This window comes from Acinetobacter sp. YH12068_T, assembly GCF_024606005.1.
Classification (GTDB): Bacteria; Pseudomonadota; Gammaproteobacteria; order Pseudomonadales; family Moraxellaceae; genus Acinetobacter; species Acinetobacter amyesii.
The window spans coordinates 3029647-3043989 of the sequence record NZ_CP094555.1 but is presented as its reverse complement, the minus strand read 5'-3'; the positions used below and the strand labels follow the sequence as shown (position 1 = coordinate 3043989).

Annotated in this window: 16 protein-coding genes, 2 tRNA genes and 1 pseudogene; 11 read left to right on the top strand and 8 right to left on the bottom strand. The window is 41.1% G+C overall.

The window, feature by feature from the left end:
• Positions 1-30: 30 nt before the first annotated feature.
• From hisA to hisB, 7 genes are all read right to left on the bottom strand, one after another.
• Positions 31-762, bottom strand: a complete 732-nt coding sequence (gene hisA / locus MST18_RS14515) for a 1-(5-phosphoribosyl)-5-[(5-phosphoribosylamino)methylideneamino]imidazole-4-carboxamide isomerase (protein WP_078190493.1) — start codon at positions 760-762, stop codon at positions 31-33.
• A gap of 192 nt (positions 763-954) precedes the next feature.
• The gene (locus MST18_RS14510) at positions 955-1719 is read right to left on the bottom strand and encodes a hypothetical protein (RefSeq protein WP_180132773.1); all 765 of its coding nucleotides are present in this window, start codon (positions 1717-1719) and stop codon (positions 955-957) included.
• Between the two features lie 433 nt (positions 1720-2152).
• The gene (locus MST18_RS14505) at positions 2153-2818 is read right to left on the bottom strand and encodes a 3'-5' exonuclease (RefSeq protein WP_180132772.1); all 666 of its coding nucleotides are present in this window, start codon (positions 2816-2818) and stop codon (positions 2153-2155) included.
• A gap of 174 nt (positions 2819-2992) precedes the next feature.
• On the bottom strand, positions 2993-3466 hold the full coding sequence (locus tag MST18_RS14500) for a DUF805 domain-containing protein (RefSeq protein ID WP_162689739.1): 474 nt from the start codon (positions 3464-3466) through the stop codon (positions 2993-2995).
• Positions 3467-3694: 228 nt separating this feature from the next.
• Complete coding sequence (locus tag MST18_RS16595) at positions 3695-4204, bottom strand: DUF805 domain-containing protein (protein ID WP_180132771.1); 510 nt, start codon at positions 4202-4204, stop codon at positions 3695-3697.
• A gap of 130 nt (positions 4205-4334) precedes the next feature.
• The gene (gene hisH / locus MST18_RS14485) at positions 4335-4952 is read right to left on the bottom strand and encodes an imidazole glycerol phosphate synthase subunit HisH (protein ID WP_180132770.1); all 618 of its coding nucleotides are present in this window, start codon (positions 4950-4952) and stop codon (positions 4335-4337) included.
• Positions 4952-5545 (bottom strand): imidazoleglycerol-phosphate dehydratase HisB, encoded by a 594-nt coding sequence (gene hisB, locus MST18_RS14480; RefSeq protein ID WP_078190487.1) that lies wholly within the window; start codon positions 5543-5545, stop codon positions 4952-4954. The genes hisH and hisB overlap by 1 nt, the downstream gene beginning before the upstream one ends.
• Positions 5546-5642: 97 nt before the next feature.
• Between hisB and MST18_RS14475 the strand changes: the two genes are divergently transcribed.
• The 10 genes and pseudogenes from MST18_RS14475 to MST18_RS14430 all read left to right on the top strand — a co-directional run bounded on the left by MST18_RS14475 (position 5643) and on the right by MST18_RS14430 (position 12452).
• A complete protein-coding gene (locus MST18_RS14475) occupies positions 5643-6032 on the top strand; it encodes a GNAT family N-acetyltransferase (protein WP_078190486.1) in 390 nt (129 codons plus the stop codon).
• Positions 6033-6238: 206 nt separating this feature from the next.
• Positions 6239-6314: transfer RNA gene (locus tag MST18_RS14470), tRNA-Phe, on the top strand.
• A gap of 137 nt (positions 6315-6451) precedes the next feature.
• Positions 6452-6527 (top strand) — tRNA-Phe (locus MST18_RS14465).
• 155 nt (positions 6528-6682) lie between these two features.
• Positions 6683-7132, top strand: a complete 450-nt coding sequence (locus MST18_RS14460) for a hypothetical protein (RefSeq protein WP_180025927.1) — start codon at positions 6683-6685, stop codon at positions 7130-7132.
• On the top strand, positions 7132-7854 hold the full coding sequence (locus tag MST18_RS14455; RefSeq protein ID WP_180101571.1) for a hypothetical protein: 723 nt from the start codon (positions 7132-7134) through the stop codon (positions 7852-7854). Before MST18_RS14460 ends, MST18_RS14455 begins: the two co-directional genes overlap by 1 nt.
• A gap of 104 nt (positions 7855-7958) precedes the next feature.
• Positions 7959-8693 (top strand): annotated as a pseudogene (locus tag MST18_RS14450) (class I SAM-dependent methyltransferase).
• Positions 8694-8886: 193 nt separating this feature from the next.
• Positions 8887-9414, top strand: coding sequence for a hypothetical protein (locus MST18_RS14445; RefSeq protein ID WP_227591847.1), 528 nt, complete (start codon positions 8887-8889; stop codon positions 9412-9414).
• A 192-nt stretch (positions 9415-9606) separates the two neighbouring features.
• The gene (locus tag MST18_RS14440; RefSeq protein ID WP_180101567.1) at positions 9607-10356 is read left to right on the top strand and encodes a hypothetical protein; all 750 of its coding nucleotides are present in this window, start codon (positions 9607-9609) and stop codon (positions 10354-10356) included.
• A 79-nt stretch (positions 10357-10435) separates the two neighbouring features.
• The gene (locus MST18_RS14435) at positions 10436-10714 is read left to right on the top strand and encodes a hypothetical protein (RefSeq protein ID WP_078190480.1); all 279 of its coding nucleotides are present in this window, start codon (positions 10436-10438) and stop codon (positions 10712-10714) included.
• Between the two features lie 376 nt (positions 10715-11090).
• Complete coding sequence (locus MST18_RS14430) at positions 11091-12452, top strand: GGDEF domain-containing protein (protein ID WP_180132769.1); 1362 nt, start codon at positions 11091-11093, stop codon at positions 12450-12452.
• 55 nt (positions 12453-12507) lie between these two features.
• On the opposite strand, the gene MST18_RS14425 is transcribed toward MST18_RS14430, so the two are convergent.
• The gene (locus tag MST18_RS14425; protein WP_180132768.1) at positions 12508-13128 is read right to left on the bottom strand and encodes a hypothetical protein; all 621 of its coding nucleotides are present in this window, start codon (positions 13126-13128) and stop codon (positions 12508-12510) included.
• A gap of 297 nt (positions 13129-13425) precedes the next feature.
• On the opposite strand from MST18_RS14425, the gene tehB reads away from it, so the two are divergent.
• A complete protein-coding gene (gene tehB / locus MST18_RS14420) occupies positions 13426-14298 on the top strand; it encodes an SAM-dependent methyltransferase TehB (protein WP_180132767.1) in 873 nt (290 codons plus the stop codon).
• Positions 14299-14343 lie beyond the last annotated feature (45 nt).

Here is a 14343-nt window from a genome sequence, read left to right as displayed (position 1 = left end):
GCCCGAAGACCTCTTTTCTGCTCGGGCAAATTATAAGCTTTGTTGATCAAGCAGTAATTGAGCTTCACGAAGGTTCAATGTCCCTTCATAAATTGCACGACCAGTAATCGCACCTAAAATGCCCGGTTGGCCTTTTAAGTTACGTACGTCGTCAAGGTTAGTCACGCCACCCGATGCAATAACAGGTAAGCCTGAATATGTTGCAAGGTTTACGGTTTGTTCGACGTTCACACCTTGCATCATGCCATCACGTGCGATGTCGGTGTAGACGATGCTCGATACGCCGGCATCTGCAAAGCGTTTTGCCAAATCAGTAGCTTTCACATCAGTGACATTTGCCCAACCATCTGTTGCTACCATACCGTTCATGGCATCGATACCGACAATGATATGGCCTGCAAATTTTTTGCACGCTTCTTCAACAAATTCAGGCTCTTTTACCGCTTTTGTACCAATGATGACAAACGATACGCCTGCATCAAGGTAGTGTTCAATGGTTTCAAGAGAGCGGATACCACCACCAATTTGAATTGGTAATTCAGGCTGTGCTTTAGCAATCGCTTCAACCACAGGCTTATGAATCGGTGTACCAGCGAAAGCACCGTTTAAATCTACCAAATGTAAGCGACGCGCGCCTTCATTTACCCAATGCTGTGCAGTTGCCACTGGATCGTCAGAAAATACGGTATCGTCTTCCATACGACCTTGTTTTAAACGGACACATTTGCCATCTTTCAGGTCAATTGCAGGGATGATCAGCATGCTTTCGCTCCTTGCTCAATCAAATTAAGAATGAATTTGTACCTAATCTTATCAAATAAACGGCTATTCACTAAATGCTAATATCAGAATTGATGAATTAAAAAGCCTGACATGTGTCAGGCTAGTGCAAATAGAGGATTGGATTTTATTGTTGGTCTATAAAAATGCGCTGTGTATTAGTGTTTTTAGTCATTAAACATAAGCGGTTGTTTGTAATAAATCGCTGTTTACGGATTGAAGTAAGCTACCGACATCGTATAAGCCTTGATTGAGGGCTGTAGTACTTTCACCGACCACTTGAACGAGATCACCGACCACAGGAAGTTCAGTAGCAATCGATGTAATCGGTGCAATGTCATCCAGTAAGGCATCTAAAGTGCCTGAAACATCTTGCACGACACCACCCACACTTGCTAATGGATCATTCAGGACGGCTGTTAATAATTCGCTAGGATCAATACTGGCTACATAGTCGCCCGTTTCAGCCAACAAGCCAGTTAAATTACCCGTAGTTTCGCCTACTGCATCCAATAGACCGCCCAGCAATGGCAAGTCAGAAAGTGCGTCTGTGATTGGTGCAGCAACACCACTTATATGATCAACCAAACCTGCAGCTTCTGTCACGGTTTGACCGACCACACCAGTTACACCATTGAGAGCGGTCTGTACACCTCCGAGAAGATCACCGGTCGCCAGTTGATCAGCTACCGCATGTAAGCCGTCACCGAAGGTGCCGACCAACTGATTTTCAACCGCGAGTACTTTTTCGATGGTCCCACCAATGAGCGGAAGCTCAGTCAGTGCATCCGTTAAGGGCGCTGTTAAGCTACTTACGGTCTCTAATACGCTGTCTACTGTATCCAAAACAGTATTTAAAACCAGTCCAACCGCTTTACTGATCCCTTGTAAAGTCAGGCTGAGTACACCGCTGATTTTTCCTGTAAATAAGTTCAACATGTCAGGTTCTCCAAGCTTTTAAATTATGATGTGTTATGTATTTGGCAGACTTGTTTTAGCAAAAGGAGATTGATGAAAACAAATTATGAAAGTATAGAAAGAATGAGATAAATCATGTAATTCTGCTAGAAAACTTAGAGAGATCAAAACCTTAGTTGAATAAAAATATAAATGTATATTAATGTAATTAAAATTAGTTAAATCAAAGATATAAATGTACTTAAAAGGTGCAAATTTATTGTTTTTAGACTGTGCTGTGACTATTTTTAAGGCAATAACGTACTGTTTAAATCTCTAGTGCAAATAAACTGCAAATTCATTGGCACTCTTCAGCCGATCTTTGCACTTGGTCATGCCATAGATTGGGGCAATATCCAGTTACAGAGCGGTTACATCGCTGAATATAAATTAAATCATTAAAATAATTAAGGATTTATAAATTCATGTGCGGACGAATTCTTAGTTTGAGAGAAGTATTGGGAATGGTTTTGGGTAATAAGCCACGTTGTAATAATTCTTCAAAGACCAAAACAGGGGCATAGGCATCGGCAGCGGCATAACGAATTTGCTCCGGACTTAAGCGCTTTTTGGCCCAATTCGAGGTGCTGACCGATTTAGATTTTGGAAAATTCACACGAAAAAGCAGTGCCATGGCATTTTTTAAACCTAAAGGTTGGCTTAAGCCAAAAGAAGCAAAGAACTTGGAGAGTTCCAATACACTATTCAGTTCGATGCCTTTTTTACGAAATAAATGCGCATCATTTTTTAAGCCAAAACCCACTTTAATTTGATCACGATTACTCAAGATTGGTCTTAAAAAATCCCAAGTGCATTCGTTCATTTGAAACAACCATGCCTGTTGCGCCGTCGCGAGTTGGATTAAATGTGGGCCGGTAGAGACCTCACCTTTACGAAAAGTCGGCTTAGATTCAGAGTCGAAACCGAATAAGGCAGTTGTCTGTAATTCATCGGACCAGTGTTGGCATTGTTCTGCATTGTGAATGACATGGATCTGCTCTGGCACTAAATTTTGGAACAATGGAAAATCTTTAATCTGTTCTTTTGTTGGCAAAATAGGTGTCAGTAGAGCATCAGTCATTGTGATTCAATTCAAAGGCTTGTTGTTGCAGCCTAGAGCGTTTAGTAGGGAAATGCAAATACCGATATGTGGCGTTGAGCATGAGCCATTGACTCACCTGCCTGTCATAGCGCGTTGCTATGACAGTGACGAGGGCACTTAAACACAGTGACCAAGAGGTTTAAAGACAGTAACTTAAAACAGAAAACGCGCAGTAAATAATACATTTACCAAGATCAGTAAGAATAAACCGATAAAGAGAAAGGCGAGAACCACCTCCCATGTTTTGGATTCACGTGGCTCACCATATTGATTGGCATTTGCAGACCCTGGGATGAGCATCAGCGCAATGCACATAACGATATTGAGCAACGGAATCAGCTCTAAGAGTGCAAACCAGCCTGAGAGATTAAAGTCATGCAGACGACGCACTGAAAAAATCATCAAAGGGATCAGCATTAAAATATTTAGGATCAATCCAATCACTTGCGTCATTGGATTTTCAGCATGAGCTATTAGGGCATTGAGGGTATTGGGCATCATGCTGACGATCAGTAGCATCAATATGCTCAGCATGAGGCCATAGAAGACATTCCAACCGATAAAAGACATGCGATTAAAACGACCGTCACGGTTCCAACCAGAGTTTATATTGGGTGAATTATTCATATTAAATGATCTTAAATTATCGTAAAAAGTATAGTTATCATTCATTTTTAACCGCAAAAATTGAGCTAAAAACGACATAAAAATGTGAAAAAGTACAGGATTTGATCCTGAACATAAAAAGCGCGTTGATTATAAAGGTAAAGTACAAAAAAAGCCCACATGTGTGAGCTTGTTTGAGTAGATGTATTGCTGTTTAGAGCGATCTAGGCGGCATTTAATGATTTATCATTATTGTTGTTGAATCGTGGTTTGCTGAGAGCGGATCACATAGTTTTGGTAAGACGGAATCATGATCGCAGCAAGTATCCCGACTATAAACACCACGATATACAAAACAGCCAGCACTGTTTCCCAGCCTTTGGTCGGGCGTGGTTGTCCAAAGCTATTATTACCGTTATTACCCGGTGCAAATAACACATAGAGCGCAAACAATATATTCACTACAGGAACTAAGATCAGCAGTGCAAGCCATCCAGAATGGTCTCGGTCATGTAAACGACGGATTAAGAAAATGACGCTGTAATAAATGACGATGGCATACATGATAAAGAAAATAATCATGAGTGGCGTCGACATTGCACCCTCAGTCAACGCATTTTGCGCACCGGGTATGAGCAGGCCGACTACAACAGCAATTAGCGTAAAAATAATGCCGAGAAGTAGATTCCATGCAAGATATGCGCGCCGGCTAAAGCGGCCACTGGCTTGGGTCGGTGAGTCAGATGTGAATGTATTCATTATTATTCCTAGGCTTTGGTATTTTTATAAGTAGGCAAATTCTAAAATGAATATGTAGAAAATAAAAGGATGAAAAATAAACAGTACAAAAAAGCCCGCAAGGAGCGGGCTTTTTTGCGGTGAAGGAATTTTAAATATCCCATTCCACAAAGTTTTTCAGCAATTGCAGGCCGGCTGTATGACTTTTTTCTGGGTGAAATTGTGTCGCAAACAAGTTTTCCTTGTGAATTGCGGTACAGAATTCCAAACCATAGTCACAGGTTGCAGCGACAATGCTTGAATCTTGCGGCTCTACATAGAAGCTATGTACGAAATAGAAACGTGCATCTTGCTCAATGTTTTTCCACATCGGGTGGCTATGGTCTGCCTGATGCACTTGGTTCCAGCCCATGTGCGGCACTTTTAATCCCTCTACATCAGGGAAGCGTTTAACCGAACCTTCAAAAATACCCAATGCATCTGCACCGCCATTTTCTTCGGAATGCTGCATTAGGGCTTGCATGCCGACACAGATCGCAAGCACAGGTTTATTAAATGCCGCTTTACGGACCACTTCATCAATGCCTGCATCATGCATGCCTTGCATACAGTCACGCATTGCTCCCACACCGGGGAACACAATTTTATCTGCTTGTGCAATCAACTTAGGATCATTGGTGACATCAACAGTTGCGCCCACGTGTTCGAGGGCTTTTGCTGCTGAGTGAAGATTTCCCATGCCATAGTCAAGAAGGGCAATACGGGTCATTACAATGTTCCTTTGGTAGACGCAACAGTATTTTCGGCACGCGGGTCAACTTCACACGCCATACGTAATGCACGGGCAAAGGCTTTAAATACGCTTTCAATTTGGTGGTGGCTGTTTTTACCTTTTAGGTTGTCGATGTGCAGCGTCATTAACGCATGGTTCACAAAACCTTGGAAAAATTCAGAGAAAAGATCCACATCAAAAGTCCCGATGCGCGCGCGAGTGAATGGAATATCCATCCAAAGACCCGGACGGCCAGATAAATCCACCACAACACGACTCAGTGATTCATCGAGCGGCGCATAGAAGTGACCGTAGCGACGTAAGCCTTTTTTATTGCCCAGTGCTTGAGCAAAGGCTTGGCCCAGTGTAATCCCACAGTCTTCTACGGTATGATGGTCGTCAATTTCAAGATCGCCATCACAATGAATATCAATATCAAACAGACCATGTCGCTTGATTTGATCAATCATATGATCTAAAAATGGAACACCAGTGTTTAAAGTGCCTTGACCAGTACCATCAAGATTCACACGAACTCGAATTTTGGTTTCGTTGGTGTTTCTTACCACTTCACTGATACGATCTGTCATAGACACGTTCCTCAAATACGTCAAAATGATTGATGTAAAAATATTTTCGCTGTGACGAAAAGTCACCGCATATTAGATTGCTCAGGAGGGTTTATCAATGCCTATTACCGTACATGCCTATACTTCTTTGGAAAATGATGAAGTGCGCAGCCAGCTTGAGCGACTGTATGACACCAGCCCTGAGTTTAGCGACGGTTCCGATGCGATTGAACAACTTGAGCAGAACTTAGCTCAGTATACCTTAGTTTATACTGCAGAATTTAATACAAAATTGATTGGCGCGATTTGGTGTACAGGCCAAGGTGAAAGCAAAACCCTTGAATATATTGTGGTACACCCAGCAAATCGTGGGCGTGGTGTTGCAGAGCGCTTGGTCAGTGAGGCTACCCGTATGGAAGAAGAAAAAGGGGTGAAGACTTTTGAGCCGGGTTGTGGCGCGATACATCGCTGTTTGGCGCACATTGGTAAAATTACTGCGGCTGAATAACTGGTCCCCCAATTGAAAGCAGCCATTGAGCTGCTTTTTTGTTGGATAAATACGTTGTCGTCACAGTAATTTCAGCTGTGGAAATTTAAAAGCACTCAAAAAATAAGCAAATAATGTGAAATATTGATTTAAAAATAAACATTTGCACAAAAAAGTGCAACGGATGCTTGACGCCATGAGACTGAAATTGTTTAATACGCCCCATCGGCGTGATAGCTCAGTAGGTAGAGCAACGGATTGAAAATCCGTGTGTCCCCAGTTCGATCCTGGGTCTCGCCACCATATTCAAAACTGATTTTTCAGTTTATCAATCCCTGATCCCATCAGGGATTTTTTTTGCCTAAAAAATATGCATACGAAAAATATTTTTATAAATATGATTGACTAATTGACTGAGATACGGCTTAATACACCGCATCGGCGTGATAGCTCAGTAGGTAGAGCAACGGATTGAAAATCCGTGTGTCCCCAGTTCGATCCTGGGTCTCGCCACCATATTCGAAAAAACCTCAAACCATTGTTTGAGGTTTTTTTTGCCTGTTGTTTTTTCGGTTGTTTATCATTTACACAATTTAACTGCTACAATCTACCGAATATAATTTGACTAATAGTTAAAAAAATTTTTAAAAATAAAAGGTATGACAATGCATATGAACAAAATGTTAATGGCTTTAACTGTAATGACAAGTGCTTTATTAACAGCATGTGGTGGTGGAAGCAGTGGGAGTTTTAATTCATCTTATGAAAAAGAATTTACTTTTGGTACTCAAACCTATATTTGCCGCAGTGAAAAAGCAGCAAATGCATGCGGTAGTGCAAGTCGAGATTGTTCAGCGTGTGATCTTAAAACACCGTCTACAAATGTGATCACGGCAATATGTACTCAACCTGTAGCAAATACCCATAAAGTGACAACAGCAGGCTGTGTATTAAAGCTAACAAATGATACCCAGACAGGAATCTGCACATCAGAAGGATTAAGATTATTGTCAGGCAGTAATCGAACTAAAGAAGAAGTGAATCAGGGGGCATTATTTACAAATGGAAGTTTGAAAATCACGCTGGCGAATAACGTGACTGAAACGATTACGTGTAATTAATGCTGATGAAATTCATTGTGCCAATGTTGATTGGACTCGTCTGTTTTGGATTGGGCTATTTAATAGCCCCGTCTAATACTGTATCTGATGATCCTACAGTTATAGAAAGTAATAGAGATCAGACAGGGATTAGGTTTATTCAAAACCTTCAGCAGAATATACCTGAGCAGTCTGAAAATAATATCGAATTACAACAGCAACTTAAAAATCAAATGACTCAGGTGAATGCCGTCATTGATCAGGCGACACCACAACAGTTGGATCAATATTTAAAACAAGCTTTTCCCAGCTATGATTTATCGGCAATAAAAAACAAACGCGAATTTGCGAAGCATCTTGTACGCGAATTTGTTGATGCAACAAATAATCCTCATGAGCCTATGAGTGGACGAGCCGCGGTTATGGCACAGCAAGAATACGGGGTTGAAAATGTACTGCCGCGTGATATTTATGCAGAGCAGCAGTTGTTTGCTCACTTTGATACTTTAGGAAAAACTCCGAATAATGAGCAGGTTTTTGTACGTTGGAGCGATCAATCTACTGGAGAAGTGCTGTTTTTTATGCCTCAACGGATTAGTGCTCAGCGTGAACAGAATTGGGTCAGTTTTAGTCCTGTCGCTGGCTGGAAGCCAGGGCACTATGATGTGAAATATTATCAAATGAATGATCAATTAAGCCCGATTGCACAGACCAGTTTTTATATACAGCACGTGATTGAGTAAATATTTGAAGCTCAAATTTTATCGCTGAAGCTATGACTTAAGTGCTAGTTTCCGACCCTAAAAATTCGATTAAACTGATAAAAAACAACCAATGAATCCCCGCAATGAAAGATCTTTTCTCTACAGGGAGTGCGCTGTATCAACAAGCACGTCCAAGTTATTCTGCTGAAGTCGTCGATAGCATCTTGCAGCATGTTGCCGTGCGTGAACTGGCATGGGACTGCGGTGCAGGTTCAGGTCAATTTACCAAAGGTTTAGCACCCTATTTTCAACAGGTTTTAGCGACAGATCTGAGTGCTGAACAATTGGCACACGCACACCAATTAGACAATGTACGTTATGAGCAAGCTAGCGCCGAACATTGTCCGCTTGCAGACCATTCAGTGGATTTAATCACAGTCGCGCAAGCGATTCATTGGTTCGATTTTGCTGCCTTTTATGCAGAAGTACGACGCGTATTGAAACCTCAAGGTCACATCGCCATTGTGGGCTATGGTCTGATTCAATTTGAACATGCGGAATTAAACCAGCTTTTACAGGATCTGTATTTTGTCAAGTTAAAGGGCTATTGGGACGTTGAACGTCGTTACATCGACGAAGAATATCGCAGTATTCCGTTTCCATTTCAGGAGTTAGCGACACCTTAACTGTTTTTAAATTATAGGCGGAGTGCACAGCAAATTTTAGACTATTTGCAAACATGGTCTGGGCTTAAACACTATCAACAGCAACATCCAACACATCAACCGTGTGCAGCTTTGAACGACTTCTTTAGCCGTCATCCGCAGCAAGAGTTTGCTTTGTCATTTCCTGTGCTATTAAGAATCGGGACCGTATAAAAAAGAAAAAGTAGCCGCAATATAGATAGATACAGGATGAAATCTTAAGTCTAGAATGAGCAACGTGAGGTTTAAATAGGCTGTACTCTCCTGCCGTTTGTCGGGGTTAAATCCAGTGAATTGATTAATTGTTGTACAATAATAGCAGTGTAAATTTTTTCAATTTTCTATTTTTAAATCTCTCGGAATGAACATGATGAATCTCCCTAAATCTGTTTCCGTTTTGGTTTTTGTTAGCGCAGCAATGACGGCTATGAGTACTTTGGCTGCGGAAAAAGCCACTACAAAAGCTGAGGATACCGAACAACAAGCTATTCAGATGCCTGCTTTAACCATTATGGCAGAGCGTGAAATGCGTGCAGAGACGGGCATTGTTGAGTATCAAGAGCAGGTGGATCGCCGTAAAGCTTTACAGCAACGGGTGATGCAACTTGAGCGCGATACGCAAAACAAAGGTGTCGATGCAACAATCGTATCAAATGTAGATGTCTTGCCTGCGACAGCAGTGCCTGATATGTCGAATTTATCGCCTTTGATGCAGCAGCATGTTTTAGATATTGCCGCAGGTTTACAGTCTTCTGACCCACGCAATGGTTTATATATTATGTTGCAACCCTTTGGGATCGACCGTAATGCAACCAATGTGCAAATCAGTCGTGATCAAATCAATCTTGGCAATATTGACCGTCAGTTAAATACCAATCCGATCAAGACCCCATAATCGAATACATCTCTATAGCAAATTGAAGGCGAAAATTCATGTTTTATCCATGAATTTTCGTTTTGATGACGTGCGCAATTTAAGTGTATTGACATTGATGTTTTCAAATAGCCTTCTTAAAAAGCATGGCTATTTTATCGTCAACCTTCAAACTTTTGGTTAAACTGAATAAAAGGGCATTCGGAGCTCATTATGCCGCGTATCTTTGTTGTCTTGGCCAGTGCTACGGTATTGGTCTTTGGATGGATGTTTTATCAATATTCAGTACAGCAAAAAGAAGCTGTGCAACTCTCGACCTATGAAACGGTTTTGCGCGAAAAAACCGAGCAAATTTTTCAGCAAGCTCAGCACTGGGAAGAGCCGATACAACTCAATGTGACAGATGCACGGCTAACGGGTGATTATAAAATCATGTCGGATTTTATTTTGAGCCAAATGCTGCAGCGTGCAGAAGCGCGGAATCAATATATTCGTGATCTTAAAGCACTGAATTGGGATAAATTTCTCGACATCGATCGCTTGTTGCAAGATAAAAAAAACCAATATCAAGAGACTGAGCAAATGCTGCAACAGGTGCATGCTGTGGTCGATGCTTATGAGCAAAAAACCACTCAGCAAGAGGAAAATGGTTTAGCTCAGGCCAAACAGTTGGCGGTCAAACAGGTGTTTCGTCAGCAAATTGCCCAGAGTTTAAGAGACAGTCGTGATAGTGATGAGTCGCATGCTTTATTTGAGTTAGAAAAGCAAAGCTTGGCGAAGGCTGATGAGCTCTTTGCTGTGCTGAAAGCCAATAAATGGGAAAAGAAAAATAAATTATTTATGTTCTATGAAGATGCGCCTTTAAAGCAGTTTAATCAGCTTTATACAGAGATGTTAGCGCTCAATGCGCAAATGGATGAAATCCGCCAAAAGAACCGTTCAGAGTTGAAACAAAAGCTTTAACTGACTGTCATCACTCTTTCAAATTTGCGCGATAAAGTGGCTTATAGCAGGGTTTTACATCATATAGAGGTCCATGCTCATGCGAGCTATTCAGATTTTTGATGATATTCAGCAGGTCTATATCGACTTTATCGCGAACCGCCAATATCCACGTTTGGAAAGTTTAAACAATTGGGGCAAGAACCGTTTTTTCTTCAGTCAGTATTTTCGCATGATTGAAGATTGGCATCTGACTGAACAGATTGTGATTGAATTTAATCAACAATTTTATAGTTTGGATACAGGGACGGCGCCTGACTTTATGGATCAAGACAAATACATGGCTTGGTTGATGGAACAATTACAAATATTAAAATAAGTCCTTTTCATTCAAATTATTCAGCACAGCTTCAAGACATGTTATACAAGTGAAAGCCATCCTTTAGCGGATGGCTTTTTTGTTGCTATCGAGCATCAATTTGGGAGCTGAGTTCCGAACTAGCATGAATAACGCAAAAAACATTGGCTTTAAAACAGTCTTCGATTGTTTAAATTGCAAATTTAATACAACTATTAATCAATAGTGTGACTTAAATCACTTAAAATACGCCGAAAATTTAAACATAAATTTTTAGCCAGCAGCCCATATCGCATAAGAAGCTGAGCTGTATTGAACTTGCAAGCATTCTAACCTTAGACCGATTGGCTTTGAATGAAAGGTTTATCGCCATTTTTAGAGACGATTTTTTTAGCGTATGAAAAAATTAATACTGCTATGGCTTGCCATATGTGCGGTTTCATTGGTGTCGATAGGCTATACCTATGAATTATTTATTAGCCCTGTTTGGGTGGTAAATGCATTCGCGGCCTATGGCATGATTTTAATGCGGAAGCATTTAAGCCACGACTTACTGATCGTGCTCTATGCTTTTAGTGCGATCTTTGTGGCCTCGCAGATGGTCGATCCCGCCAAAACTTTAGAAGATAAATTTCTCCTGTGTGCGATTTCGGCATTTCAAATTTGGGTATTTATTAAAGCCTATTTGGCACTGAGCCATTTAAAAAAGCGCCGCTTTAAACGAACCTTGATGCTAACTGTTCCGAGTATCGTGAGTGCTTTTGCAGGCAGTCTCTTGTTTGTAGCGTGCTTTCAGATGGACAACCAATACTTTGCCTTTGTTGATTATTTTCTAGAGCAATTTGCAACAAGTTTGGCTGTGGTGTGTTTATTATTTGGTGTTCAGCGTTGGATGAATGTGCCGTGGGTGGATTATGGTTATCTGATCGTGGCACTGGCCGTGCAATATGTGATCTCAAATGATCAGATCTTCTATGCCTGCATGGTCTTGCCTTTATTGATGTGTTATTACGCAATTAAATACGACCTCAAAACCTTTTGCTGGCTGATTGGCTTAATGACGCTGATCTGTGGTTGGTATGGTGCCATGCCATTGGCTGGGGAATATTGGTCAGATGCACAAATACATATGCTTTCGCGGATCAGTTCTTATCGTTTGGCATTGGGTATTTATCTGATCATTTTTCTGTTTATTTGTGAGCTGTATGCACGAAATAAACGCCTGTATTTGGCTTTGCAACGTGTGAGTTTTTGCGATGAATTGACGGGGCTGAAAAATCGCCATGCCTTTAAAGAAAAAATATTTATAGAGGGTGCTGTTGATAAAGGCTGTGTCATTTTGCTCGATGTCGATAATTTTAAAAAAATTAATGACCAATATGGGCACCAAATGGGGGACTGTGTTTTGGTGCATTTGGCAAAAATCTTAAAAAATTGTAGTCCTCGCGCGAGTTTTATCAGTCGCTGGGGCGGTGAAGAATTTTTAATTTTGCTCGAAGGTGCCGATTTGGAGCAGGGTAAAATGTTGTGTGAAACAATTTTGGAACGCTGCGAACATGTACCGTTTCGAAAAGATCAATTAAGGCTAGATGTCAGCTTTAGTATGGGCTTGGCCGAGTTTCAACAGTTGAGTTTGTCTAATTACTCCACGACTCTACAGCATGTCGATGCCTGCCTATATCAGGCGAAATCACAGGGGAAAAATCAGTTTGTTTATCAAAAGATTATTCCGTTAGCAGAAAGCAGTATTGCAGTCTAAATCGGCATAAAAAAAGATGCCGTGAAGACATCTTTTTTTAGCATTTAATCAATGATTAAGCTGCTTTTTTGAACCAAGAAAAGAACCCTTTTTTCTCAGCTTTTGCTGCTTCAGCTTTTTTCTCTGCACATTTTTTAGCGCAGTCTTTTTTCGCTTCAGCTTTTACTTCTTCAGTTTTAGTTTCAACAGCTTCTTTTGCATCAGTTGCTTTTTCTACAGCTGCATCTTTTGCTTCAACAGTTCTTGCAACGACAGCATCTTTAGTTGCTACAGTTTTAGCTACAGTCGCGTCTTTTGCTGCAACAGTGTTCGCAACAACAGCGTCTTTAGCCGCTACAGTTTTTGCTACAGTTGCATCTTTTGCTGCAACTGCAGTTTCTTTAGTTGCTGCTGCTTTTTCTACAACTGCTTTTTTCATGTCAGCAGTTTTTGCTTTAGTGGTTTCTTTCACTGTTAAAGTTTTAGTTTGAGTCGCTTTTTCTGCAACAGCCACTTGAGTTTTAGCAGCATCTTTAGTTGCTTGAGCAGCAGCTACAGTTGCAGTTTTCGCTTGTGCAGCTTGAGCTTTTACAGCTTCAACAGCAGTCGCAGGTTTTTGTTCTACAGCAGTAGTCGCCATAGCAGAAGTTGTAGCAGCAACTAAAGCAACAGCTAAAGTAGTTTTGATCGCGTTCATAGTCATCACTCTATAAAACTTAGTTAAAATAAGGCATTGTAAATTTTATGCCTTATCAACAGCGCTTAGGTTACACGGCACAGAGTGAGGGATTTGATTGTGTGAATATTCCACCAATATTACAAACAGATAACATAGAGTTACGCAGAAAAACAAACAAGAACAGTGAGCATTGCACAGCATTCGAAATTTTCAATTCAAAGCTGATTTAAAATCACTATTAAAGCCGTTATGGTGAATATACATTTCCGCCATTGGTATGGCATAAAAATAACGTCGCATGAGGTATAACTACAGATGCAGCAGCTTATTTGTTATAAACAGCTCCCTGTGTGGACGCAGCAGTCGATTCCACACGGTTTTAAACAACAGCACAATACCAAAGCAGGCACATGGGCAAAACTCACCGTGCTGCAAGGTGAAGTAAATTTTGCCATGTTAGATGCGTCAGGAAATGTCCTTTCGATGCATGTATTTAGTCCAGACCAGCCATCGCCGTTTATAGAACCACAGGCGTGGCACAAGATTGTCTCTGCGAGTGACGATGTGCAATGTCAGTTAAGTTTTTATTGTTTAGCGCAGGACTATTTTTATAAGAAGTATCAGCTCAGCCCAACACATTCAGAGATTTTGGCAGCAACACCATATTTGCAAGGTGGTCGTGCTTTGGATGTCGGTTGTGGTCAGGGACGAAATTCGCTGTATTTAAGTCAGTTGTCTGAGCAGCGTTTTGAGGTGGATGCATGGGATGTCAATCCACACAGTTTGCATAAGCTGCAAGAGGTGATCGCTGCGGAAGGCATTGAAAATATTCATGTACAGCAGCGTGATCTAAACGCTGCCCCTAGCATTGCAGGTAAATATGATTTTATTTGCTGTACCGTGGTGATGATGTTTTTAGAGGCCAATACAGTCAAGCCGCTGATTCAGCAGATGCAGCAAGCCACAAATATCAATGGTTATAACCTGATTGTCTGTGCGATGGATACGCCTGATCTGCCTGCGCAGCCTGACTTTCCATTTAGCTTTAAAGCAGGGGAGTTAAGTGCTTTGTATGAGGGCTGGAACATTGTGAAATACAATGAAAATGTCGGGGAGTTACATCGGGTGGATGAGCAAGGCAATCGGATTAAGCAGCATTTTGCGACGTTGTTGGCGCAGAGAGTATAGGATAGATTAAGCTCATTTAAGTTAAAAAAGAATGAGACATGCTTC

Coding starts and splice junctions, on each gene's coding strand:
- hisA (WP_078190493.1), bottom strand. CDS start 762: ATGCTGATCATCCCTGCAATTGACCTGAAAGATGGCAAATGTGTCCGT.
- MST18_RS14510 (WP_180132773.1), bottom strand. CDS start 1,719: ATGTTGAACTTATTTACAGGAAAAATCAGCGGTGTACTCAGCCTGACT.
- MST18_RS14505 (WP_180132772.1), bottom strand. CDS start 2,818: ATGACTGATGCTCTACTGACACCTATTTTGCCAACAAAAGAACAGATT.
- MST18_RS14500 (WP_162689739.1), bottom strand. CDS start 3,466: ATGAATAATTCACCCAATATAAACTCTGGTTGGAACCGTGACGGTCGT.
- MST18_RS16595 (WP_180132771.1), bottom strand. CDS start 4,204: ATGAATACATTCACATCTGACTCACCGACCCAAGCCAGTGGCCGCTTT.
- hisH (WP_180132770.1), bottom strand. CDS start 4,952: ATGACCCGTATTGCCCTTCTTGACTATGGCATGGGAAATCTTCACTCA.
- hisB (WP_078190487.1), bottom strand. CDS start 5,545: ATGACAGATCGTATCAGTGAAGTGGTAAGAAACACCAACGAAACCAAA.
- MST18_RS14475 (WP_078190486.1), top strand. CDS start 5,643: ATGCCTATTACCGTACATGCCTATACTTCTTTGGAAAATGATGAAGTG.
- MST18_RS14460 (WP_180025927.1), top strand. CDS start 6,683: ATGAACAAAATGTTAATGGCTTTAACTGTAATGACAAGTGCTTTATTA.
- MST18_RS14455 (WP_180101571.1), top strand. CDS start 7,132: ATGCTGATGAAATTCATTGTGCCAATGTTGATTGGACTCGTCTGTTTT.
- MST18_RS14445 (WP_227591847.1), top strand. CDS start 8,887: ATGATGAATCTCCCTAAATCTGTTTCCGTTTTGGTTTTTGTTAGCGCA.
- MST18_RS14440 (WP_180101567.1), top strand. CDS start 9,607: ATGCCGCGTATCTTTGTTGTCTTGGCCAGTGCTACGGTATTGGTCTTT.
- MST18_RS14435 (WP_078190480.1), top strand. CDS start 10,436: ATGCGAGCTATTCAGATTTTTGATGATATTCAGCAGGTCTATATCGAC.
- MST18_RS14430 (WP_180132769.1), top strand. CDS start 11,091: ATGAAAAAATTAATACTGCTATGGCTTGCCATATGTGCGGTTTCATTG.
- MST18_RS14425 (WP_180132768.1), bottom strand. CDS start 13,128: ATGAACGCGATCAAAACTACTTTAGCTGTTGCTTTAGTTGCTGCTACA.
- tehB (WP_180132767.1), top strand. CDS start 13,426: ATGCAGCAGCTTATTTGTTATAAACAGCTCCCTGTGTGGACGCAGCAG.